Annotated in this window: 28 protein-coding genes and 1 tRNA gene; 28 read left to right on the top strand and 1 reads right to left on the bottom strand. The window is 36.4% G+C overall.

Annotated elements, in window-relative coordinates; translation table 11 throughout:
* The first annotated feature begins 3 nt into the window (after positions 1–3).
* The 3 genes from thrB to LY60_RS16640 are packed head-to-tail and all read left to right on the top strand — an operon-like array spanning position 4 to position 2,576.
* Positions 4–885, top strand: coding sequence for a homoserine kinase (thrB, locus tag LY60_RS16650; protein WP_145086518.1), 882 nt, complete (start codon positions 4–6; stop codon positions 883–885).
* A gap of 35 nt (positions 886–920) precedes the next feature.
* Entirely contained in the window at positions 921–1,358 is a 438-nt protein-coding gene (locus LY60_RS16645; RefSeq protein ID WP_145086515.1) for an ACT domain-containing protein, read from the top strand.
* Positions 1,359–1,367: 9 nt separating this feature from the next.
* The gene (locus tag LY60_RS16640) at positions 1,368–2,576 is read left to right on the top strand and encodes a patatin-like phospholipase family protein (RefSeq protein WP_145086512.1); all 1,209 of its coding nucleotides are present in this window, start codon (positions 1,368–1,370) and stop codon (positions 2,574–2,576) included.
* Between the two features lie 330 nt (positions 2,577–2,906).
* Here LY60_RS16640 and LY60_RS16635 read toward each other — a convergent pair whose 3' ends face one another.
* Positions 2,907–4,319, bottom strand: a complete 1,413-nt coding sequence (locus LY60_RS16635) for an N-acetylmuramoyl-L-alanine amidase family protein (protein WP_145086509.1) — start codon at positions 4,317–4,319, stop codon at positions 2,907–2,909.
* Positions 4,320–4,500: 181 nt separating this feature from the next.
* On the opposite strand from LY60_RS16635, the gene cysS reads away from it, so the two are divergent.
* From cysS to rplF, 25 genes are all read left to right on the top strand, one after another.
* Complete coding sequence (gene cysS / locus LY60_RS16630; protein WP_145086506.1) at positions 4,501–5,910, top strand: cysteine--tRNA ligase; 1,410 nt, start codon at positions 4,501–4,503, stop codon at positions 5,908–5,910.
* Positions 5,892–6,353: a Mini-ribonuclease 3 gene (locus tag LY60_RS16625; RefSeq protein ID WP_246145555.1), complete on the top strand. Its 462-nt coding sequence runs from the start codon at positions 5,892–5,894 to the stop codon at positions 6,351–6,353. The genes cysS and LY60_RS16625 overlap by 19 nt, the downstream gene beginning before the upstream one ends.
* Positions 6,340–7,068, top strand: a complete 729-nt coding sequence (rlmB, locus tag LY60_RS16620; protein ID WP_170226281.1) for a 23S rRNA (guanosine(2251)-2'-O)-methyltransferase RlmB — start codon at positions 6,340–6,342, stop codon at positions 7,066–7,068. Before LY60_RS16625 ends, rlmB begins: the two co-directional genes overlap by 14 nt.
* Position 7,069: 1 nt before the next feature.
* Complete coding sequence (locus LY60_RS16615) at positions 7,070–7,585, top strand: NYN domain-containing protein (RefSeq protein WP_145086503.1); 516 nt, start codon at positions 7,070–7,072, stop codon at positions 7,583–7,585.
* A gap of 68 nt (positions 7,586–7,653) precedes the next feature.
* Entirely contained in the window at positions 7,654–8,301 is a 648-nt protein-coding gene (locus LY60_RS16610; RefSeq protein WP_145086499.1) for a sigma-70 family RNA polymerase sigma factor, read from the top strand.
* Between the two features lie 217 nt (positions 8,302–8,518).
* Positions 8,519–8,594: transfer RNA gene (locus LY60_RS16605), tRNA-Thr, on the top strand.
* A 39-nt stretch (positions 8,595–8,633) separates the two neighbouring features.
* A complete protein-coding gene (gene tuf / locus LY60_RS16600) occupies positions 8,634–9,827 on the top strand; it encodes an elongation factor Tu (protein ID WP_145086496.1) in 1,194 nt (397 codons plus the stop codon).
* Between the two features lie 500 nt (positions 9,828–10,327).
* A complete protein-coding gene (locus LY60_RS16595; RefSeq protein WP_246145545.1) occupies positions 10,328–11,752 on the top strand; it encodes an alanine/glycine:cation symporter family protein in 1,425 nt (474 codons plus the stop codon).
* Between the two features lie 559 nt (positions 11,753–12,311).
* Positions 12,312–12,623, top strand: coding sequence for a 30S ribosomal protein S10 (gene rpsJ, locus LY60_RS16590; RefSeq protein WP_019229603.1), 312 nt, complete (start codon positions 12,312–12,314; stop codon positions 12,621–12,623).
* 91 nt (positions 12,624–12,714) lie between these two features.
* Complete coding sequence (gene rplC / locus LY60_RS16585; RefSeq protein ID WP_019229602.1) at positions 12,715–13,347, top strand: 50S ribosomal protein L3; 633 nt, start codon at positions 12,715–12,717, stop codon at positions 13,345–13,347.
* A gap of 26 nt (positions 13,348–13,373) precedes the next feature.
* Entirely contained in the window at positions 13,374–13,997 is a 624-nt protein-coding gene (gene rplD, locus LY60_RS16580) for a 50S ribosomal protein L4 (protein WP_019229601.1), read from the top strand.
* Positions 13,997–14,287: a 50S ribosomal protein L23 gene (gene rplW / locus LY60_RS16575; RefSeq protein ID WP_019229600.1), complete on the top strand. Its 291-nt coding sequence runs from the start codon at positions 13,997–13,999 to the stop codon at positions 14,285–14,287. Before rplD ends, rplW begins: the two co-directional genes overlap by 1 nt.
* Positions 14,288–14,319: 32 nt before the next feature.
* Positions 14,320–15,153 (top strand): 50S ribosomal protein L2, encoded by an 834-nt coding sequence (rplB, locus tag LY60_RS16570; RefSeq protein WP_145086490.1) that lies wholly within the window; start codon positions 14,320–14,322, stop codon positions 15,151–15,153.
* A 31-nt stretch (positions 15,154–15,184) separates the two neighbouring features.
* Positions 15,185–15,466 carry a 30S ribosomal protein S19 gene (gene rpsS, locus LY60_RS16565; RefSeq protein WP_019229598.1) on the top strand — a complete coding sequence of 94 codons (282 nt, stop codon included), beginning with the start codon at positions 15,185–15,187 and terminating at the stop codon, positions 15,464–15,466.
* Between the two features lie 18 nt (positions 15,467–15,484).
* Positions 15,485–15,820: a 50S ribosomal protein L22 gene (gene rplV, locus LY60_RS16560; RefSeq protein ID WP_145086487.1), complete on the top strand. Its 336-nt coding sequence runs from the start codon at positions 15,485–15,487 to the stop codon at positions 15,818–15,820.
* Positions 15,821–15,841: 21 nt separating this feature from the next.
* Positions 15,842–16,585 (top strand): 30S ribosomal protein S3, encoded by a 744-nt coding sequence (gene rpsC, locus LY60_RS16555; RefSeq protein WP_019229596.1) that lies wholly within the window; start codon positions 15,842–15,844, stop codon positions 16,583–16,585.
* A 28-nt stretch (positions 16,586–16,613) separates the two neighbouring features.
* A complete protein-coding gene (rplP, locus tag LY60_RS16550; RefSeq protein ID WP_145086484.1) occupies positions 16,614–17,057 on the top strand; it encodes a 50S ribosomal protein L16 in 444 nt (147 codons plus the stop codon).
* A complete protein-coding gene (rpmC, locus tag LY60_RS16545; RefSeq protein ID WP_019229594.1) occupies positions 17,047–17,250 on the top strand; it encodes a 50S ribosomal protein L29 in 204 nt (67 codons plus the stop codon). The genes rplP and rpmC overlap by 11 nt, the downstream gene beginning before the upstream one ends.
* Before the next feature lie 18 nt (positions 17,251–17,268).
* Complete coding sequence (gene rpsQ / locus LY60_RS16540) at positions 17,269–17,523, top strand: 30S ribosomal protein S17 (RefSeq protein WP_019229593.1); 255 nt, start codon at positions 17,269–17,271, stop codon at positions 17,521–17,523.
* A gap of 31 nt (positions 17,524–17,554) precedes the next feature.
* Positions 17,555–17,923 carry a 50S ribosomal protein L14 gene (rplN, locus tag LY60_RS16535; RefSeq protein ID WP_019229592.1) on the top strand — a complete coding sequence of 123 codons (369 nt, stop codon included), beginning with the start codon at positions 17,555–17,557 and terminating at the stop codon, positions 17,921–17,923.
* Between the two features lie 16 nt (positions 17,924–17,939).
* A complete protein-coding gene (gene rplX / locus LY60_RS16530; protein ID WP_019229591.1) occupies positions 17,940–18,245 on the top strand; it encodes a 50S ribosomal protein L24 in 306 nt (101 codons plus the stop codon).
* A 29-nt stretch (positions 18,246–18,274) separates the two neighbouring features.
* Positions 18,275–18,814, top strand: coding sequence for a 50S ribosomal protein L5 (gene rplE, locus LY60_RS16525; protein ID WP_145086481.1), 540 nt, complete (start codon positions 18,275–18,277; stop codon positions 18,812–18,814).
* A 16-nt stretch (positions 18,815–18,830) separates the two neighbouring features.
* Positions 18,831–19,016 (top strand): type Z 30S ribosomal protein S14, encoded by a 186-nt coding sequence (locus tag LY60_RS16520; RefSeq protein ID WP_019229589.1) that lies wholly within the window; start codon positions 18,831–18,833, stop codon positions 19,014–19,016.
* 29 nt (positions 19,017–19,045) lie between these two features.
* Positions 19,046–19,444: a 30S ribosomal protein S8 gene (rpsH, locus tag LY60_RS16515; protein WP_145086478.1), complete on the top strand. Its 399-nt coding sequence runs from the start codon at positions 19,046–19,048 to the stop codon at positions 19,442–19,444.
* A gap of 25 nt (positions 19,445–19,469) precedes the next feature.
* Positions 19,470–20,009 carry a 50S ribosomal protein L6 gene (gene rplF, locus LY60_RS16510; protein WP_145086475.1) on the top strand — a complete coding sequence of 180 codons (540 nt, stop codon included), beginning with the start codon at positions 19,470–19,472 and terminating at the stop codon, positions 20,007–20,009.
* Positions 20,010–20,015 lie beyond the last annotated feature (6 nt).

Raw genomic sequence — 20,015 nt, 5'->3', positions numbered from 1 at the left:
AAAATGGTAAGAGTTACTGTACCTGCAACTACAGCAAATATAGGGCCGGGCTTTGACACTTTGGGGCTTGCTCTTAACATGTACAATGTTTACAATTTTGAAGAAACAGAACTAGGGCTTATTATAGAAGGCTGCCCTGATGAATATAATAATGAAGACAATTTGATTTATAAATCATTTGTAATTGCTGCAAAGGAAATGGGAAAAGAAGTAAAAGGTCTTAAAATTTCCATGAACACTGAAATTCCTGTTTCAAGAGGACTTGGAAGCAGCTCAGCCTGTATAGTGGGAGGAGTATATGGAGCCAATGAGCTTCTTCATGGAGGGTTGTCAAAGGATGAACTCTTTAGAATTGCAGTAAAAATTGAAGGACATCCCGACAACATCGCTCCTGCTGTTTACGGTGGACTAACTGCCTCAATAGTGGAGGATGACAAGACTTACTGCATGAAGTACAACTTAAGCGAAAAACTTAAATTTTGCGCACTCATACCTGACTTTGAAACTTCAACATGCGAAGCAAGAAAACTTCTGCCTCAGGATGTGACTTTCAAGGATGCGGTTTTTAATATTTCAAGAACAGCAGTGCTGTTAAAAGCCATGGAGGAAGGAAACTTTGAAGTAATAAGTGTATCCCTCAAGGACAAACTTCACCAAAAATACAGAAAGACACTAATTCATCAATATGATGAAGTGAAAAAAATTTGTATTGAAAATAAATCAGATGCGTTTTTTATAAGCGGTTCGGGGCCTACTTTGATGAACATAATTCAAAATCCTGAATTTACAAACAGAATAAAAGTGAGTATAATGAATCTAGAACATAATTGGATTGTCAAGTATCTAGAAGCAGACAAATATGGAGTTACTGTAGAACAAATATGATGATTAAAAATTATTTTAAATAAAGAGGTGGATTTATGTTAAAGAAGTATTTAATTGTAAGCAAGAAAATATTGCCGGATGTATATGAGAAGGTTATTGAAGCACGTAACCTGATTAATAACGGCAATGTAAAGGGAATCAGCGAAGCAGTAAAAAAGGTTGGAATAAGCAGAAGCACTTATTATAAGTACAAAGATTATGTTTTTTCTCCTTCTGAGAATTCAATCGGAAGAAAAGCAGTTATTTCCATGATGTTAAGACATGAGAAGGGTGTTCTTTCAAATGTATTGAATTACATGTCATCAGAAAATGCAAATATACTAACAATAAACCAAAGCATTCCAATTAACGGCAAGGCTTCGGTGAATGTGTCATTAGACATTTCTGACATTAGCAAGTCAATTGATGATATCATAACAGAAATGAAATCAATAAAAGGTGTAAGTTCTGTAAAACTGTTGTCTATCGAGTAGGAGAAAGCTATGTATGGATTGGTTTTAGAAGGCGGAGGCGCAAAAGGTTCCTACCATGTGGGAGCATACAAGGCTCTTATGGAGCTTGGCGTAGAAATAGGTGGAATTGCAGGAACTTCAATAGGAGCAATAAATGGAGCACTGATGGTTCAGGGGGATTATGAGCTTTTAGAAAAAGTGTGGTACAATGTAAATTCCCATGAACTGTTTGATATTGACGAGAAGGCAATAGATAATATTAAAAATTTCAATCTGCAGGAAATAAATTTTTCCTATCTAATCCACCAGTCAAAGGAAATTTTAAACAACCGCGGACTTGATACAACAAAAATGAGGGAGCTCTTTGATACATATGTTGATGAGGATAAAATCAGAAAGTCAAACATCGACTTTGGAATTGTAACAGTCAACATGACAGACAAAAAGCCTCTTGAACTTTATAAAGAAGATATACCTGAAGGCAAACTTGTTGATTTTCTCTTGGCAAGTGCAAATCTACCTGCTTTCAGGATGGAAGAGATGGACGGCAAGAAATATCTGGACGGTGGATTTTATGACAATCTTCCAATAGGTCTTCTTGCAAAAAAAGGATTCAAAAACATAATTGCCGTAAGAACAATGGCAATAGGAATTGTAAAAAAGGTAAAAACTAAGGACTTAAATATCATCTACATACAGCCTGCCGTAGGTCTGGGCGGAATGCTCGGCTCACTTGATTTCAACAGGGAAAAGGCAGAAGAACTTATTAAGCTTGGATATTACGACACCATGAAGGTTTTTAAACGCCTTAGAGGATACAGATACTACTGCACTCCATATGAAGGTCATTTCATTCAAGTGTTGGTGGATTTTTTGTTGCAGCATAAGGAAAAGATTGAAAATATAGGAATGATGTTGGGTTTTGAAGATGTTTATGATGAAAGAATGCTTTTTGAAAAAATACTTCCAAGGGTTGAAGCCATCCTTGATATGAAGGGAAAGAACGATTATCAGGACATATTGCTTCGTCTCACGGAAAGAATAGCTGAAAAATATGATATTGAAAGATATAAAATTTATTCAGCCAAGGAATTTATGGAGCTTACTGCAAAGAAGTTTATTGAAAAGCCTCTTCCGTTCACCAGGAATGTTCCTGCATTTGTAAAGAGAAACAAAATATTGTCCCTGGCAGTAAAAGAAGACATAATATCGGAAATTTTCGCAGAAATATTTCTGTAATTAGTAGTTAAATAATGAAGAATTAAGAGTTAAATGAAAAATCAGGGCGCAAGCCCTGATTTAGTTTTTTTAGTCAATATATTTTACAGTATGCGTTGAATTTGGAATCGCGGATTGTAGGGGAGGACCTCGTGTCCTCCCGCAGTTACTAGATTAATAACCCCGGGCGGACACAAGGTCCGCCCCTACGCCTCGATTAATTTGACATTTTGCAGTGAATTAAGAATAGCGAGTTGTAGGGTAGAGCCTTGTGCTCTCCCGCAGATATAAATTTCTGAATTAATAACCCCGGGCGGGCAGTAACCAGCCCCTACGCAATGTGAGTCGCTTTTAATTATTGAAATAGTCTGTTATTCCGGCTGCTATTTTTTCAACAACTATATTTTGAAAGCTTGAGTTATGAATGTTCATTTCTTCTTTTGGATTAGACATGAATCCTATTTCTATTAAGGCTGCCGGTGTCTTTGTTTCCCTTAGGACCTCGTAGTTTCTGTCAAGTATACCGTCTCTATATACACCGTTTACCGTCACGGCATTTAAATAAATCGATTCAGCTAAATTGTATCCATACTTCTTATCTTTAAAATTCTTTGTGTTGTAGTAAGTTGACAAACCAAAATAATCGCTGTTGTTAAGTGAGTTGTGGTGTATGGAAAGCAGTATGTCGCATCCAAGTTTGTCTGCCATTCGTCCTCTTTCTGAATTTTTTATGTATGTGTCACCATTTCTTGTAAGATAAACAGTTGCTCCGAGATTTTCAAGCTTTTCTTTAAGCATAAGCGCAACATCCATGTTCACATATTTTTCAAACTTTCCGGTGAAGCTTATACTGCCCGGGTCTTTGCCGCCGTGTCCGGGATCAAGAAGTATTTTTTTGCCGGACAATGGTAGAACTTCCTTTAAATAAGAATTGTTGCACCAGCCCACGTTTCCTTTTTTATCAACAATTTTGTCCCACCCGTTTTCTGTATCAACAACTGTAACGGATGAACCTTTTTTTATTGAAAGTACTTTTTTGTCTTTTGTTGAAGGGCCTGTCCTGATATTAAGATCATCGGTTGTTTTTTTGTAAGACACGGTTCCTTCAGAATAATAGTTCATGTTGTATGAGGTAAGCCAAGCTGCAACGTATCCCGACTGCCCGTCAGGAAGTTTTAATTTAAGCCAGCCACTTTTTTCTCCACATACTTCAAAACTGTCATATTTGTTTCCTTGAGCAACAACATTTCCGCTGACACTGTCAGTGTCCCTGATGTTGATGTTGTCATAAAGAAAATATACATTTTCAGATTCATCATATTCAATATCTGTAAGCCAGCTTGCTATGTAATATTCTGTACCCTTGTATTCGATTATGTGCCAGCTGTGGTATGTATCTATATATTTTGCCTTTTCTCCCGGGGAAAGCTGTCCCACTTGTTTTGAAGTTGTGGTAGGGGCTGTCCTTATGTTGATCATGTGTTCTGTGTTGTTCTTAACATATTTATCAGCTGGAACAGTAACGAAGTATTTTTCAATCCAGCCTGTTTTTCCGTCTTGGGTTTTTACATTGTACCAGTCTTTGCTTTCCTTAACAATGGAAATCCTGCTGTTAATTTTCAATGTGTCAACAACGTTTGATGTATAATTATCGCTTTTGTACAGGGCAATGTTTGAGATGTTCGTGTAGCCTATTTCATCGCCTAGAGCCTCAGGCATTGACAATGCAAGGATAATTGAAGCAAGTAGTAATATTTTTTTCATTTTTAACCCCCTTTTTGAATGATTTTAATATTGCTGTCAATGTATGAAAATTATAACATTTATCGACAAAATAAACCATTACAGTTTAATTACATTAAAAAATTGTTCGTGAAAAAATAACTTGATAGTCAACAAACTGTATTATATAATGATTTTAAAGTCACGAGGGGAGATATTTCTTATGAAACTTTATAATACACTATCAAGATCAATCGAAGATTTTAAACCTATAGATGAAAATTCGGTAAAAATGTACACATGCGGACCAACTGTATATAATTATGCTCATCTGGGCAATTTAAGGATGTACATACATGAGGACGTGCTTGAAAAAACATTGAGATACATAGGTTACCCTGTTAAAAGAGTCATGAACATTACAGATGTTGGACATTTGGAGTCTGATGCCGATGACGGCGAAGATAAAATGCTCAAGGGCGCAAAAAGGGAAAACAAGACTGTATGGGAAATTGCACAGCACTATACGGATGCTTTTTTTAGAGACATAGAAAAGCTTAACATCAAGAAAGCGGATGTTGTAGCAAAAGCAACTGATTATATAGATCAATACATTGAATTTATAAAAGGGCTGGAAAAAAAGGGATTCACATACATTGCAAATGGAAATGTGTATTTTGACATAACAAAGGTTACGAACTACACAAAACTTTCCGGCATGGACCTGGAACAGCTCAGAACTGCTTCCAGAGAAGATGTGGATGTTGATGTTCACAAGAAAAATCCTCAGGATTTTGTTTTGTGGTTCACAAAATCAAAGTTTGAAAACCAGGCAATGAAATGGGATTCCCCATGGGGTGTAGGTTATCCGGGCTGGCATATTGAATGCTCGGTAATAAGCCTCGTTAATCTTGGAGAACAAATGGATATTCACTGCGGGGGAGTAGACCATATACCTGTTCACCACACAAATGAAATAGCTCAAACTGAAAGCTACACAGGAAAAGATTGGGTCAAATACTGGTGGCATGGTGAATTTTTAATTGATAATGACGGAAAGATGAGCAAATCAAGCGGAGAGTTTCTGACGCTGTCCCTCATAGAGAAAAAGGGATTCAATCCTTTGTCTTACAGATACTTTGTTCTTAACTCCCATTACAGAAAACAGCTTGCATTTTCTTTTGATTCACTTGCTTCAGCTGAAAATGCATACACAAAATTAAAAAGCAGAGTAAAGTCAATAAAAGACAATTTAGACGACAAGGGAGCAAATGAACAGGCAGCTGTCAGATACAAGGAAGCATTCAAAAAATGCCTTGAAGATGATTTAAACACTGCAAATGCCATTACTGTTTTGTTTGATATGCTCAAGACTGACGAATTAAACAGCAGCCAGAAATTAGAACTTGTTGCTGATTTTGAAAAAGTTTTATCTCTTGATCTTTTGAAGGAAGAAACAATCGAAATACATGACGAACTTGCCGATTACATTGAAGAAATGATTCAAAAAAGACAGGACGCCAAGAAAAATAAAGACTATCAGCTGGCAGATTCCATTAGAGCAGAACTTCTGGAAAAAGGAATAGTGCTGGAAGATACAAGACAGGGTGTAAATTGGAAGAAAATAAATTAGAATTTGAAAAAGAAATGCTTGTATCAGCAAGCAAAAAATCATCAAAAAATACGACTATGTATTCACCTGCACAACTAGCTTATGCAGGTGATGCTGTTTATGAGATGCTGGTGAGAAGTTACATCATAAAAAACAACGACATTAATGTAAATAAAATGCACCGCCTCACCGTTAAATTTGTAAAGGCAAAGGCTCAGGCTTATATTGTAAGTAAGCTTGACAATGAACTTACAGATGAGGAAAAAACAATTGTAAAAAGAGGAAGAAACGCCAAAGTAACATCATCCCCTAAAAATGCAGAGCTTATGGATTACAGATATGCCACAGGTTTTGAAGCATTGGTGGGGTACTTGTATTTAAATGATGAACTGGACAGGTTGATGGAGCTTTTTGAAAAGATTATTGAAATAATTGAAAAGGATGAAGAACATGAGAATAATTGAGGGTAAAAACCCGGTAATGGAAGCGCTTAGAAGCGATACCCAGATAGATACAATATTAATAAGCAGAGAAGCTGCCCAGGGTTCCATGAACAAAATACTTGAACTTGCCAAGGAAAAGAACATACTTGTCAAAAATGTGGATAAGGCACTTTTGGACAGATTGAGCGAAAACAAAAGACACCAGGGAATCATAGCAGAAGCCATGGAATATGAATATAAGGATATTGATGATATACTTGATTTTGCAAAACAAAAAGGCGAAAAACCTTTTGTTATAATTCTTGATGAAATAACTGACGTTCACAATCTCGGAGCAATAATCCGTACAGCGGAATGTTTGGGAGCACACGGAGTAATCATTCCCAAAAGAAGGGCTGCACAGGTAAACGGAGTTGTTGCAAAATCTTCTGCAGGAGCTGTTGAGTTTCTTCCTGTTGCAAGAGTCACAAACATTGTGAATGCAATTGAAGAACTTCAAAAAAAGGGACTGTGGATTTACGGAGCCGACATGGCAGGGAACAATGTTGGTGATGAAAAATTTGATGTTCCTGTTGGACTTGTCATAGGAAATGAAGGCTCAGGAATAGGCAGGCTTGTAAAGGAAAAATGTGACACACTTGTAAAGATTCCTATGAAGGGAAAAATCAACTCATTGAATGCATCCTGTGCTGCTTCCATAATAATTTATGAAGTGATGAAGCAAAGGAACATGTAAAATGCCAAGGACTAAAAAAGAATACCTGTTTATTGACGGGTACAACATTATTAATCAGTGGCAATATTACAAGGATGTAAAAAACATTGCAAACAGCAGAAACAAACTTATTGAACTTTTAATAGAATACCAGGCATACACAGGACTGAAGGTTATTGTGGTTTTTGACGCGCATCTTGTTAAGGGAAGTCTTGAAAAAACGGAAAGGTATGCAGGCGTTGAAGTTGTTTACACAAAGGAACACGAAACTGCAGACAGCTACATTGAAAAGCAGCTTGACAAAATAGGAAGATATGAAAGAGTTCAGGTAGCAACATCTGATAGCGCAATTCAGCAAATAGTCATTTCCAGGGGCGGAACAAGAATTTCTGCTCATGAAATGATATTGGAAATTGAAAACACTAAAAAAGATATAAGAACAAAAACCGAGAAACCTCGACAAAAAGGAACAAATATTGACCTTGTTTTAGACTCTGAAACTTTGGAAAAATTGGAAAAGCTCAGAAGAAGCATGTAAGGTGTTGACATTAAATGTAATTGTAGATATAATTTCCATATATTTGAAAGAATTTTGCGGAGGACAGTATGATACCGGTTGTTTTATTTGACAATTATATTTATAACTTTGATGACTATGATAATTTTTCCGATGAAGAGCTGGTAGAAAAAAGAAATGACGGAGATAAATATGCCGAAGAATGTTTGTATAAAAGGTATACATATGTAGTCAAGAGAATAACCAGTTCTTTCTTCATTATAGGCGGCGGGAAAGATGATTTGTTCCAGGAAGCAATGATTGGTCTCATTAAGGCAGTTAATAGCTATGATGGAAAATTTGGAGCGAAGTTCAAGACATATGCTGAAGTGTGCGTAAGAAGACAGGTTATTTCTGCCATTAGGAAAACAAGCACTCATATGGTTAAGGGTATTTCTCTGTATGATTATATCGATTCGGAAAACGATTCTAAGGTTTTTGATTATTATTTCAGTTCAGAAAATCTTAATCCGGAAATTGTTTATATTAATGAAGAAGAAAAAAACTTATATTATGAGCAGGCAAAGAAAATTTTAAGCAGATTTGAAATAGAAGTGCTTACGGAATATGAAGAAGGAAAGAGCTACGAGGAAATATCTTTAGTTCTGAACAAGAGCATTAAATCCATAGACAATGCACTGCAAAGAGTGAAAAGAAAAATCTGCAACAATAAAGAAAAAATGTATATGATTAATTGAGGGCGTAAGCCCTTTTATTATGCCATGACTCAAACATTGCATATATTCAAATGTAATGAGTTCTATATTGTATAAGAACGTAGTTTATAAATTTGTGTATGAGACCAGTACCACCTGCCCAAAATGTTCTATAAAATTGCTATTCTGCGATTTTTACTATTGATTTATTTTTACTTTGTTGGTATAATAAATTTTGCTAACAAAGAAGTGACGTAATGCCTATGTAGCTCAGGCGGTAGAGCACTACATTGGTAATGTAGAGGTCGGCAGTTCGAGTCTGCTCGTAGGCTCCAAATCTTATTTTAAAAAAATTATAACTCGGGAGGAATAAAATGGCAAAGCAGAAATATGAAAGAACGAAACCACACGTTAACATTGGTACAATCGGCCACGTTGACCACGGTAAGACTACTTTAACAGCAGCAATTACAAAGACATTGCATGAAAGATATGGTACTGGAGAAGCTGTAGCATTTGAAAACATAGACAAAGCTCCAGAAGAAAGAGAAAGAGGAATCACAATTTCAACAGCACACGTTGAATATGAAACTCCTAACAGACACTACGCACACGTTGACTGCCCAGGCCATGCTGACTATGTTAAGAACATGATCACTGGAGCAGCTCAGATGGACGGCGGTATCATAGTTGTATCAGCAGCTGATGGTCCTATGCCACAGACAAGAGAGCACATCCTTCTTTCAAGACAGGTTGGCGTTCCTAAGTTAGTTGTTTTCTTGAACAAAGAAGACATGGTAGACGATCCGGAATTAATCGAATTGGTTGAAATGGAAGTAAGAGAACTTCTTTCAGAATATGAATTCGACGGAGACAACACTCCAATAGTAAAAGGTTCAGCATTAAAAGCTCTTGAAGATCCAATGGGACCTTGGGGAGATAAAATACTTGAATTGATGGCAGCAGTTGACGAATGGGTACCAACACCAGAAAGAGACATTGACAAACCATTCTTGATGCCTGTAGAAGATGTATTCTCTATTACAGGAAGAGGAACAGTTGCAACAGGAAGAGTTGAAAGAGGAGTATTGAAGGTTCAGGATAAGATTCAGATCGTTGGATTGAATGAAGAACCAACTGAAACTACTTGTACAGGTGTTGAAATGTTCAAGAAGTTGCTTGATCAGGCACAGGCTGGAGACAACATCGGAGCTCTTTTAAGAGGAGTTCAGAGAAATGAAATCCAGAGAGGCCAGGTTCTTGCAAAACCAGGTTCAATCACACCACACACAAAATTCAATGCAGAAGTATACGTATTGACTAAAGAAGAAGGTGGAAGACACACTCCATTCTTTAACGGATACAGACCACAGTTCTATTTCAGAACAACAGACATCACAGGACAAATCGACCTTGAAGAAGGCGTAGAAATGTGTATGCCTGGAGATAACTCAAGATTTATAGTTGAACTTATTCACCCAATAGCAATCGAAGAAGGTTTGAGATTCGCTATTCGTGAAGGCGGAAGAACAGTTGGATCTGGAGTTGTTACTTCTATTATTAAGTAATTAATAATTAAGAGTGAAGAATTAAGAATTAAATGATAAAACAGCTTTCTTGCGAAAGCTGTTTTTTTAAAATTCTGTAAAAAGCCATGTTTAAAAACTTATGAATTTTAGTACATGTGTACAAAAATCTTACATTAAATGTTATGATTTTTGTACATTATTTTAAAAAAATTTATACAAAAATTCGCATATAAAATAACAAGCATTTTATTATGTTGAATTTACTAATACTTTGCAGTTTATGAAAGAAAAAATAAGAGTTGGCACAGTAATTGCTTTATTTATATTTGATTTATATTATAAACTAGCCATAATTAATAGGATTTGTAAATTTTGAAACACAGGAATCATATTATAACATAAATTGACAGTCTTATAAGAACAGGCAAGGCAAGTAATATAAATTGTGTGAAAACCTTATCAAATTTTAGGAGGGAACTATGTTAAATGTTTTAAACAGTTTTGTTAATTGGGCCAATGGCTACATTTGGGGCGTTGGTATGCTTGTACTTATTGCTGGTACCGGTATTTATTTTACAGTAAGATTAGGTTTTTTCCAATTTGTTCGTTTTAAAGATATGTGGAGCCGTATCATAGAAAAAGGTGATTCCGCATCAGGTATTTCTTCGTTTGCATCTTTTTGTACTACAATGGCTATGCGTATTGGTACAGGCAATATAGCAGGTGTTGCCGTTGCAATTTATATGGGTGGTCCCGGTGCAATGTTTTGGATGATACTTATAGGTATGACTAACTCTGCAGTTTGCTTTGCTGAGTGTACACTTGGTCAGCTTTATAAAATCCGTGTTGACGGAGCATATCGTGGCGGCGGTGCTTACTGTGCAGAGCGTGGGCTTGGCTGGAAAGCATATGGTACATTTATGGCTGTAGTCTTTGGTGTTGCTTGTGCTGTATTTATGCCGGCAGCTGCTACGTACACAATTTCAGATGCATTCCGTGAAGCAACAGGTGTTCCAATGGCAGTTACTTCTGCTATTATTGCAATATTATTGTTTATAACAGTCTTTGGCGGTATTAAACGTATAAGCTCCGTAGCTTCTATGATAGTTCCTTTTATGACCGTTGTTTACATGGCGGTTACTATTATAGTAGTAGTGTTAAATATTACAAAAGTCCCTGCATTGATTTCTAATGTTGTTACTTCAGCATTTGGATTGAACGCTGTATTTGGAGCTAGTATTGGTACTGCAATTCAGCAAGGTGTTAAGAGAGGTACGTTCTCATCTGCATCAGGTATGGGTGAGTCTACACCAACAGCAGCTGCTGCTGAAACCAGCCATCCTGTAAAACAAGGATTATCAAATGCTGCAGGTGTATGGTTAGATACAGTTATCGTATGTTCATGCTCAGGTCTTTTGATTCTTTTAACAGATACTTTCAATACAGCAAGCGGCTACAATGGCAGCGGTGTAGCTGCAGGTGTTACTGGTGGTGTTGTATTCGTTCAAGCGGCCGCAAGTACTGTTCTTGGTGGATTAGGAAATATCTTTATAGCAGTTATGTTGTTATTATTCTCTTTCACATGTTTAATCAGTTACTACTATGAAGCAGAAACAGCAGCTCTGTACTTGTTCCAAAAACCGGAACAACAAAAAATTCGTAAAGCCATAACAAAATCTATGCAATTTGGTATGCCTGTATTAGTATTCTGCTGGGGTATCATTGAATCCGGTACAGCTTGGAACCTTTCAGACCTTGCTCTTGGTACAACTACATGGGTTAATATGTTAATTGTTATCTTATTATTCCCAAAATGTATCGCTTTGTACAAAGACTATGTTGAACAAATGAAAGCAGGCAGGGATCCTTACTATGATCCTGACAAGCTTTCTTGGAAAGGTGTTGATGTGGAGCTTTGGAAAGAAATCAATGCTAAAAGAATACAGGAAAGCAAATCACTTTAACAATTAAATATGGAATAGTCAAAACACCATCCAAATAATTTCGGGTGGTGTTTTTTTCTCCTGCAGCGTCTGGCATCTCCTTGATGGTAATGGCGTCTGAAAATGCACTCACCGTTTTTATATAATATGATATTATATAAAAGTGTGTACAAATTAAATACGAATATGGTATAATTGAAAAAGTTCCTGATTTTAATTATTAAATTTCAGTAATTTTAGAAATCAGCTTAAAATCAATCAAAAATCAGCTAATAATGTCAGGGAAAACACAAGCTTTGTTAACGGAACGTAACAAATATTAAACATCTGAAATATTTGAAAAAAAATGAAAAAAACACTTGATTTATGATAAATTATGGTTTATTATTATAAAGCTTGCCACATGCGATGACGCAGAAGGTTGCTGAAATACAACGTTTCAGGTAATTTCTGCAGAGTATGTCCTGTTTAGAAAACAGGGCGACCGGTATTGCTTTTTTAAAAAAATAAGAAACACCCGGTAGGGTGTATCGAGCAATTCCGAGTTGTATGGATGACATACGAAGAAGGAGGTAAAAAAATGGCAAACGCACAGAAAATAAGAATTAGGTTAAAAGCTTATGATCATCAATTAATTGATCAATCTGCACAAAAAATCGTGGAAACAGCTAAAAGTACTGGTGCAACAGTAGCAGGTCCTATTCCGCTGCCGACAGAAAAACAGATAATCACAATACTTAGAGCAGTTCACAAGTACAAAGATTCCAGAGAGCAGTTTGAACAAAGAACACACAAAAGATTGATTGACATAACAAATCCTACTCCTAAGACTGTTGATTCGTTGATGAAATTGAATCTGCCAGCTGGAGTGGACATTGAAATCAAATTGTAAAAGCAAGTAGAGAAAAATAAAGCAAAAAGCAACTCTGCTTAGAATGATTGCCGAAAAGGCAATCCGCTGTAAGAAAATAGGAGGTGTAAAGATGAAAGCAATTCTTGGTAAAAAAGTCGGAATGACTCAAGTATTTACTGAACTGGGTGATGTTGTTCCGGTTACAGTTGTTGAATCCAGCGACATGGTTGTTGTTCAGAAGAAAACTGTTGAAAAAGACGGTTACAACGCAATTCAGGTTGGATTTGGTGATGTAAAACTGAAAAATGTTACTAAACCTATCAAAGGTCATTTTGATAAATCAAAAGCAGAACCTAAGAGATTTTTGAGAGAGTTCAGAGTAGACAACATCGATGACTACGAAGTTGGTCAGAAAATCGGAGTTGACATTTTCCAGGCTGGTGAAAAAGTTGACGTTTCTGGTATTTCTAAAGGTAAGGGATTCCAGGGAAGTATTAAAAGACATGGACACCATACAGGTGATGCAAGCCACGGTTCAAAATTCCACAGATTAAGAGGTTCTTTGGGAGCTTCTGCAGGTGTTGGAAGAGTAGTAAAGGGAACTAAACATCACGGACATATGGGAAATGAAAAAGTAACAGTATTAAACCTTGAAGTAGTTAAAGTAGACGTTGAAAGAAACGCATTACTTTTAAAAGGTGCAATACCAGGACCTAAAAAAGGTTTAGTAAAAATAAGAGAAGCAGTTAGAAAATCTAAGTAATAATTGCAGGGAAAGGAGGATTAAAGATGCCAAAAGTAGCTCTTTATGATATAACAGGCAGCCAAGTAGGTGACATCCAATTAAGCGATGACATATTTGGTGTAGAAGTAAACACTCATGTAATGTATGAAGCTGTAAAAAATTATTTGGCTAATCAAAGACAAGGAACTCAATCAGCTAAGCTGAGAGGCGAAGTTCGTGGCGGCGGAAGAAAGCCATGGAGACAAAAAGGTACTGGCCGTGCAAGACAAGGAAGTATCAGAGCACCTCAGTGGAAGGGCGGCGGAGTTGTATTTGCTCCAAAACCAAGAGATTACAGCTACAAAATTCCTAAAAAAGTTAAGAGATTGGCTCTTAAATCAGCATTAACTTCTAAAGTTCAGGATCAGGAAATGATCGTTGTTGACAGAATTGTGCTGGAACAGCCAAAAACAAAAGAAATGGTTAAGGTTTTGACTAACCTTAAAGCAAGTAAAAAGACATTGATAGTTTTACCTGAAAGAGATGAGGCTGTATTAAGAGCAGCTGCTAACATCGAAGGTGTTAAGACAGCTTATGTTAATACAATCAATGTTTATGACATATTAAACTGTGATTCTTTCATAATAACAAAGGATGCAGTTAATAAAGTGGAGGAGGTGTACGCATAATGCGCGATCCACACGATATTATAATCAGACCAATAGTTACAGAAGCCAGCATGGACAACATGGCTGACAAAAAGTACACTTTTGTGGTAGATAAGAAATCAAATAAGACAGAAATAAAAAATGCAGTGGAAAAAATATTCGGAGTTAAAGTAGATAGCGTAAACACTATGAACATGCTTGGAAAGAAAAAGAGAATGGGCGCTAGTGTTGGCAAGAAAAACGACTGGAAAAAAGCCATCGTTACTTTAACAGAAGAAAGCAAGACAATAGAATTCTTTGAAGGAATCTAAACGGTATAAATTGAAAAAAGGAGGAAAATCTCATGGGTATTAGAAAATACAGACCAACCTCTCCGGCGTTGAGACAAATGACTGTTTCAACATTTGAAGAAATTACTACTAATGAACCAGAGAAGTCTCTTTTAGCTCCATTGAAAAGCAAAGCGGGCAGAAACTCTTACGGTAGAATAACTGTTCGTCATCAGGGCGGCGGAGAAAAGAGAAAATATAGAATCATTGATTTTAAAAGAACTAAAGACGGAGTTCCGGGAAAAGTTGCAACAATCGAATATGATCCAAACAGAAGCGCTAATATCGCTTTAATCAATTATGTAGACGGAGAAAAAAGATACATCATTGCTCCATATAAATTGAATGTTGGTGACACAATTGTTTCAGGACCGGATGCCGATATCAAAATCGGTAATGCACTTCCTATAAGAAACATTCCTGTAGGTACATTAATTCATAATATAGAACTTAAACCTGGCAAAGGTGCTCAGCTTGTTCGTTCAGCTGGAAACTCAGCTCAGCTTATGGCTAAGGAAGGCAAATATGCTACACTTAGATTACCAAGCAGTGAAATGAGAATGGTAAGCCTGGACTGCAGAGCTACAATCGGCCAAGTTGGAAATTTAGATCATGAAAATATATCAATAGGTAAAGCTGGAAGAAAGAGACATATGGGAATCAGACCTACAGTAAGAGGTTCCGTAATGAACCCTAACGACCACCCACACGGCGGTGGAGAAGGTAGAGCTCCTATAGGTAGACCAGGACCAGTTACTCCTTGGGGTAAACCAGCCCTTGGTTACAAAACTCGTAAGAAAAAGAATAAATCTGACAAGATGATTGTTAAGAGAAGAAACGCAAAATAGGCGATTGTTTTGTGAAAGGAGGAAATAGTGAATGGGTAGATCATTAAAGAAAGGGCCTTATTGCGAACCAAGTCTTATGAAGAAGATTGTGGATATGAATGAAGCCAACAATAAGAAAGTATTAAAAACTTGGTCTAGAAGATCGACAATATTCCCCGAAATGGTAGGCCATACATTAGCTATACATGATGGCAGAAAGCACGTTCCTGTATATATAACTGAAGATATGGTTGGACACAAACTCGGCGAATTTGCTCCAACAAGAACTTATCGTGGACATGATAAGACTGATAAATCTTCAAAAGTTAGATAGGAAGGGAGGTAAGCTTAAATGGAAGCTAGAGCAGTTGCTAAATATATAAGAGTATCACCTAGAAAAATGAGATTCGTGTGTGATATGGTAAGAGGCAAACAAGTTGACGAAGCATTGGCAATTTTGAAATTTTACCCAAGCAAAGGTGCTAAAATTTTAGAAAAAGTAGTTAAATCAGCTACAGCAAATGCAGAAAACAACTTTGATATGAATAGAGACAAATTATTTGTTTCTGAAGTCTATGCTAATCAAGGACCAACTCTTAAGAGATGGAGACCAAGAGCAAAGGGTTCAGCATATAAAATATTAAAGAGAAGCAGTCACATCGGTGCTGTAGTAAAAGAAAGAGAATAACATCAGTAAAGGAGGTAAAAAATGGGTCAAAAGGTAAATCCTCATGGACTTAGAGTTGGTATAATCAATGATTGGGACTCTAAATGGTATGCTGACAAGAAGAATTTTGGAATCAACTTAAACGAAGACTACAAAATTCGTGAGTATATAAATAAAAACTTGAATCAGGCAGGTATTGCTAAGGTAGAAATCGAAAGATTTGCCAGCAGAGTAAAAGTAAGTGTATTCACAGCAAAACCAGGTATGATAATCGGTAAGGGCGGTACTGGCGTTGACAGTTTAAAAAATGCCATCGAAGCAATATCTGGAAAGACTGTTATAATCAATGTAGAAGAAATAAAGGTTCCTGAATTAAACGCACAATTAGTTGCTGAAAATATCGCTAGCCAGATCGAAAAGCGTATATCTTTCAGAAGAGCAATGAAACAATCAATGCAAAGAACAATGAAATTGGGTGCTAAGGGAATTAAGACTAGTGTATCTGGAAGATTAAACGGAGCAGATATGGCTAGAACTGAAGGATATTCAGAGGGTAAAATTCCTCTTCAAACTTTAAGAGCTGACATTAGCTATGGTTTTGCAGAAGCAAACACTACATTCGGTAAAATCGGCGTTAAAGTATGGATATGCAGAGGTGAAGTTCTGAGAAAGAAAGGTTCATTATTGTCAGACAATCAGGAACCAACAAAAGCACTTTCAGACAACAGAGACAACAAGAAAAAAAGAAGACCAAACAATAACTTTAATAAAAGAGATAAAAAGTAATAAGTCCTGAAGGAAGGAGGAAATTATTATGTTAATGCCTAAAAGAGTAAAACACCGTAAGCAACAAAGAGGTAGAATGACTGGAGTTGCTACAAGAGGCAACAAGGTTACTTACGGCGAATATGGGCTTCAAGCACTTGAACCCGCTTGGATAACATCAAACCAGATAGAAGCTGCCAGAAGAGCTATGACTAGATCAGTTAAGAGAGGCGGTCAAATTTGGATTAAAATATTCCCAGATAAACCAGTTACAAAAAAACCTGCTGAGACTCGTATGGGTAAAGGTAAGGGATCACCTGAGTACTGGGTGGCAGTTGTAAAACCTGGCAGAGTAATGTTCGAAATGTCAGGAGTTTCAGAAGAAGTAGCCAGAGAAGCAATGAGACTTGCCATGCATAAATTGCCTATCAAATGCAAATTTGTTACCAAGGATCAGGCAGCAGAAAAGGATGGTGAAGCAAATGAAAGCTAATGAACTAAGAAATAAATCAGTTGATGAATTGAATAAGTCTGTAGTTGATTTAAAAACAGAACTTTTCAATTTAAGATTTCAACTTGCAACCGGAGAGCTTGACAATCCGATGAGAATAAATAAGGTCAAGAAAGATATTGCACGTGTTAAGACAGTTCTCAGAGAACGTGAATTGAATATTAACGCTCAATAAGAAAGGAGGATATTTACTTTGGAAAGAGGCAACAGAAAAGTAAGAATTGGAAAAGTAGTCAGTGATAAAATGGATAAAACAATAGTAGTTGCTACTGAGAAACTTGTAGCACATCCTCTTTATAAGAAACAAATAAAAATGACTAAGAAATACAAGGCACATGATGAAGAGAATATGTGCAAAATAGGTGACACTGTTAAAATAATGGAAACAAGACCATTATCAAAAGAAAAATGTTGGAGAGTCATCGAAATATTAGAGAAAGCTAAATAAACCCTAAGACAATTGAAGGGAGGTAGAAGACATGATACAAACTGAGTCGAGGTTAAGAGTCGCAGACAATTCTGGAGCAAAAGAAGTTCTTGTAATAAGAGTAATGGGCGGTTCCGTTAGAAAATATGGTAACATTGGCGATATAATTGTATGTGCGGTTAAATCTGCAACACCTGGAGGAGTTGTTAAGAAGGGTGATGTTGTTAAAGCGGTTATAGTGAGAACTAAGACTGGCGTAAGAAGAAAAGATGGCACATATATAAAATTCGATGAGAATGCAGCTGTTATAATCAAAGATGATAAAACACCAGTTGGAACACGTATATTTGGACCTATAACAAGAGAATTAAGAGATGGAAAATTCATGAAGATAATCTCACTAGCACCGGAAGTACTTTAATGGGAGGTGTATAAAGATGCACGTAAAAAAAGGCGATAAAGTAGTAGTTATAGCAGGCAGCGATAAAGGTAAGATCGGCAAAGTTCTTACAAGCATGCCAAAACAGAATAGAGTCATCGTTGAAGGTGTAAAAATGATTACAAAGCATCAAAAGCAGACTAATCAAATGCAGCAAGCAGGCATTTTGCACCAGGAAGGCACTATTAATGTTTCCAATGTTATGCTATATTGCGATAAATGCAAATCAGGCGTAAGAACTGAAACTAAAATAGAAAACGGAAAAAAAGTTAGAGCATGTAAAAAATGCGGTACATTGATTTAATATAATGCTCGAAGGGAGGTACGAATTATATGGCTAGATTAAAAACGACATATAACGAACAAGTAGTGCCGGCGCTGATGGAAAAATTTCAGTATAAAAGCATTATGCAGGCACCAAAGATAGAAAAAATAATAATTAATATGGGCGTTGGCGAAGCTAAAGAAAACCAAAAATTCTTAGAAAACGCCGTAGAAGAAATGACTATCATAGCAGGTCAAAAACCTGTAGTTACTAAAGCTAGAAAATCAATTTCTAACTTTAAAGTAAGAGAAGGCATGGCAGTTGGTTGCAAGGTTACTTTGAGAGGAAATCACATGTATGAATTCCTTGACAAACTTGTAAATGTGGCTTTACCTAGAGTTAGAGACTTCAGAGGCGTTTCAAAAACAGCTTTTGACGGAAGAGGAAACTACGCTTTAGGAATTAAAGAACAATTGATATTTCCAGAAATCAATTACGATAAAATCGATAAAATAAGAGGTATGGACATAATCATAACAACCACAGCTAATACAGATGAGGAAGCACGTGAGCTTTTGAAATTAATGGGAATGCCTTTTAGTAAGTAAGGGAGGGAGCGAAATTATGGCAAAAACATCTCTAAAAGTTAAACAACAGAGAAAACAGAAATTCTCTACAAGAGAATATACAAGATGCAAGATTTGTGGAAGACCTCATGCTTATTTAAGGAAATTCGGTATATGCCGTATATGCTTTAGAGAACTGGCTTATAAAGGTCAGATACCTGGCGTTAAAAAAGCTAGCTGGTAAAATTTATAAAATGGAAGGAGGTTACTTACATGGTAATGACAGATCCTATCGCAGATATGTTAACGAGAATAAGAAATGGCAATAAAGCAAAGCACGAATTTGTTGATGTACCGTCTTCAAAGATAAAGAAAGAATTAGCAACAATTCTTTTGGAAGAAGGTTATATTAAGGGTTTTGATGTTATAGATGATGGTAAGCAAGGTATTATAAGAGTTGAACTTAAATACCAGCAGAACAAGGAAAGAGTTATAACTGGCATTAAGAGAATATCTAAACCGGGACTAAGAGTTTACGTAGGAAAAGATGAAACTCCAAAGGTATTGGGTGGCTTAGGAATAGCTATACTTTCTACTTCACAAGGCATTATAACAGACAAAAAAGCAAGAACACAGGGAGTTGGCGGAGAAGTAATCTGCTACGTATGGTAATAATAAACGAATAGGAGGTGCTAAGATGTCAAGAATAGGTATTAAACCTGTAACTATACCTGCAAATGTTGAAGTTAAAATCGACAAAAACAATTATGCAGTTGTTAAGGGACCAAAGGGACAGCTTGAACAACAGCTGGCTAAATCCATGAAAATAGAAATCGAAGGAAATGAACTGACAGTTTCAAGACCTAATGATGAAAAAACAAACAGATCTCTTCACGGATTGACAAGAACTCTCATCAGCAACATGGTAGTTGGTGTTACTGCAGGTTTCGATAAGACACTTGAAATCGTAGGTGTTGGATATAGAGCACAAAAGCAAGGAAACAAATTGGTATTGAACTTAGGTTTCTCACATCCTGTTGAAATGGAAGATCCACAAGGAATTGAAACAGCTGTAGAAGGAACTAACAAGATAATAGTAAAAGGTATAGATAAACAGCAAGTAGGTAATTACGCGGCAGTTATTAGAGACTGGAGAAGACCTGAGCCTTACAAAGGAAAGGGTATTAAGTACACTAATGAAGTTGTTAGACGTAAAGCTGGTAAAACTGGTAAATAATTAAGA

This window comes from Sedimentibacter saalensis, from assembly GCF_007830175.1.
Lineage (GTDB): Bacteria > Bacillota > Clostridia > Tissierellales > Sedimentibacteraceae > Sedimentibacter > Sedimentibacter saalensis.
The sequence above is the reverse complement of the archived record's forward strand: the minus strand, read 5'-3'. Positions and strand labels throughout refer to the sequence as shown.

What these genes read in the sequence shown, in the direction of transcription:
- rplC (WP_019229602.1), top strand. Translation starts at nt 12,715, where the DNA reads ATGAAAGCAATTCTTGGTAAAAAAGTCGGAATGACTCAAGTATTTACT.
- rpsS (WP_019229598.1), top strand. Translation starts at nt 15,185, where the DNA reads ATGGGTAGATCATTAAAGAAAGGGCCTTATTGCGAACCAAGTCTTATG.
- LY60_RS16615 (WP_145086503.1), top strand. Translation starts at nt 7,070, where the DNA reads ATGCCAAGGACTAAAAAAGAATACCTGTTTATTGACGGGTACAACATT.
- LY60_RS16645 (WP_145086515.1), top strand. Translation starts at nt 921, where the DNA reads ATGTTAAAGAAGTATTTAATTGTAAGCAAGAAAATATTGCCGGATGTA.
- rplX (WP_019229591.1), top strand. Translation starts at nt 17,940, where the DNA reads ATGCACGTAAAAAAAGGCGATAAAGTAGTAGTTATAGCAGGCAGCGAT.
- rplB (WP_145086490.1), top strand. Translation starts at nt 14,320, where the DNA reads ATGGGTATTAGAAAATACAGACCAACCTCTCCGGCGTTGAGACAAATG.
- LY60_RS16610 (WP_145086499.1), top strand. Translation starts at nt 7,654, where the DNA reads ATGATACCGGTTGTTTTATTTGACAATTATATTTATAACTTTGATGAC.
- rlmB (WP_170226281.1), top strand. Translation starts at nt 6,340, where the DNA reads ATGAGAATAATTGAGGGTAAAAACCCGGTAATGGAAGCGCTTAGAAGC.
- thrB (WP_145086518.1), top strand. Translation starts at nt 4, where the DNA reads ATGGTAAGAGTTACTGTACCTGCAACTACAGCAAATATAGGGCCGGGC.
- rplE (WP_145086481.1), top strand. Translation starts at nt 18,275, where the DNA reads ATGGCTAGATTAAAAACGACATATAACGAACAAGTAGTGCCGGCGCTG.
- rplN (WP_019229592.1), top strand. Translation starts at nt 17,555, where the DNA reads ATGATACAAACTGAGTCGAGGTTAAGAGTCGCAGACAATTCTGGAGCA.
- rpsC (WP_019229596.1), top strand. Translation starts at nt 15,842, where the DNA reads ATGGGTCAAAAGGTAAATCCTCATGGACTTAGAGTTGGTATAATCAAT.
- rplW (WP_019229600.1), top strand. Translation starts at nt 13,997, where the DNA reads ATGCGCGATCCACACGATATTATAATCAGACCAATAGTTACAGAAGCC.
- LY60_RS16520 (WP_019229589.1), top strand. Translation starts at nt 18,831, where the DNA reads ATGGCAAAAACATCTCTAAAAGTTAAACAACAGAGAAAACAGAAATTC.
- cysS (WP_145086506.1), top strand. Translation starts at nt 4,501, where the DNA reads ATGAAACTTTATAATACACTATCAAGATCAATCGAAGATTTTAAACCT.
- rpmC (WP_019229594.1), top strand. Translation starts at nt 17,047, where the DNA reads ATGAAAGCTAATGAACTAAGAAATAAATCAGTTGATGAATTGAATAAG.
- rplF (WP_145086475.1), top strand. Translation starts at nt 19,470, where the DNA reads ATGTCAAGAATAGGTATTAAACCTGTAACTATACCTGCAAATGTTGAA.
- rpsJ (WP_019229603.1), top strand. Translation starts at nt 12,312, where the DNA reads ATGGCAAACGCACAGAAAATAAGAATTAGGTTAAAAGCTTATGATCAT.
- rpsH (WP_145086478.1), top strand. Translation starts at nt 19,046, where the DNA reads ATGGTAATGACAGATCCTATCGCAGATATGTTAACGAGAATAAGAAAT.
- rplV (WP_145086487.1), top strand. Translation starts at nt 15,485, where the DNA reads ATGGAAGCTAGAGCAGTTGCTAAATATATAAGAGTATCACCTAGAAAA.
- tuf (WP_145086496.1), top strand. Translation starts at nt 8,634, where the DNA reads ATGGCAAAGCAGAAATATGAAAGAACGAAACCACACGTTAACATTGGT.
- LY60_RS16635 (WP_145086509.1), bottom strand. Translation starts at nt 4,319, where the DNA reads ATGAAAAAAATATTACTACTTGCTTCAATTATCCTTGCATTGTCAATG.
- LY60_RS16640 (WP_145086512.1), top strand. Translation starts at nt 1,368, where the DNA reads ATGTATGGATTGGTTTTAGAAGGCGGAGGCGCAAAAGGTTCCTACCAT.
- rplD (WP_019229601.1), top strand. Translation starts at nt 13,374, where the DNA reads ATGCCAAAAGTAGCTCTTTATGATATAACAGGCAGCCAAGTAGGTGAC.
- LY60_RS16595 (WP_246145545.1), top strand. Translation starts at nt 10,328, where the DNA reads ATGCTTGTACTTATTGCTGGTACCGGTATTTATTTTACAGTAAGATTA.
- rplP (WP_145086484.1), top strand. Translation starts at nt 16,614, where the DNA reads ATGTTAATGCCTAAAAGAGTAAAACACCGTAAGCAACAAAGAGGTAGA.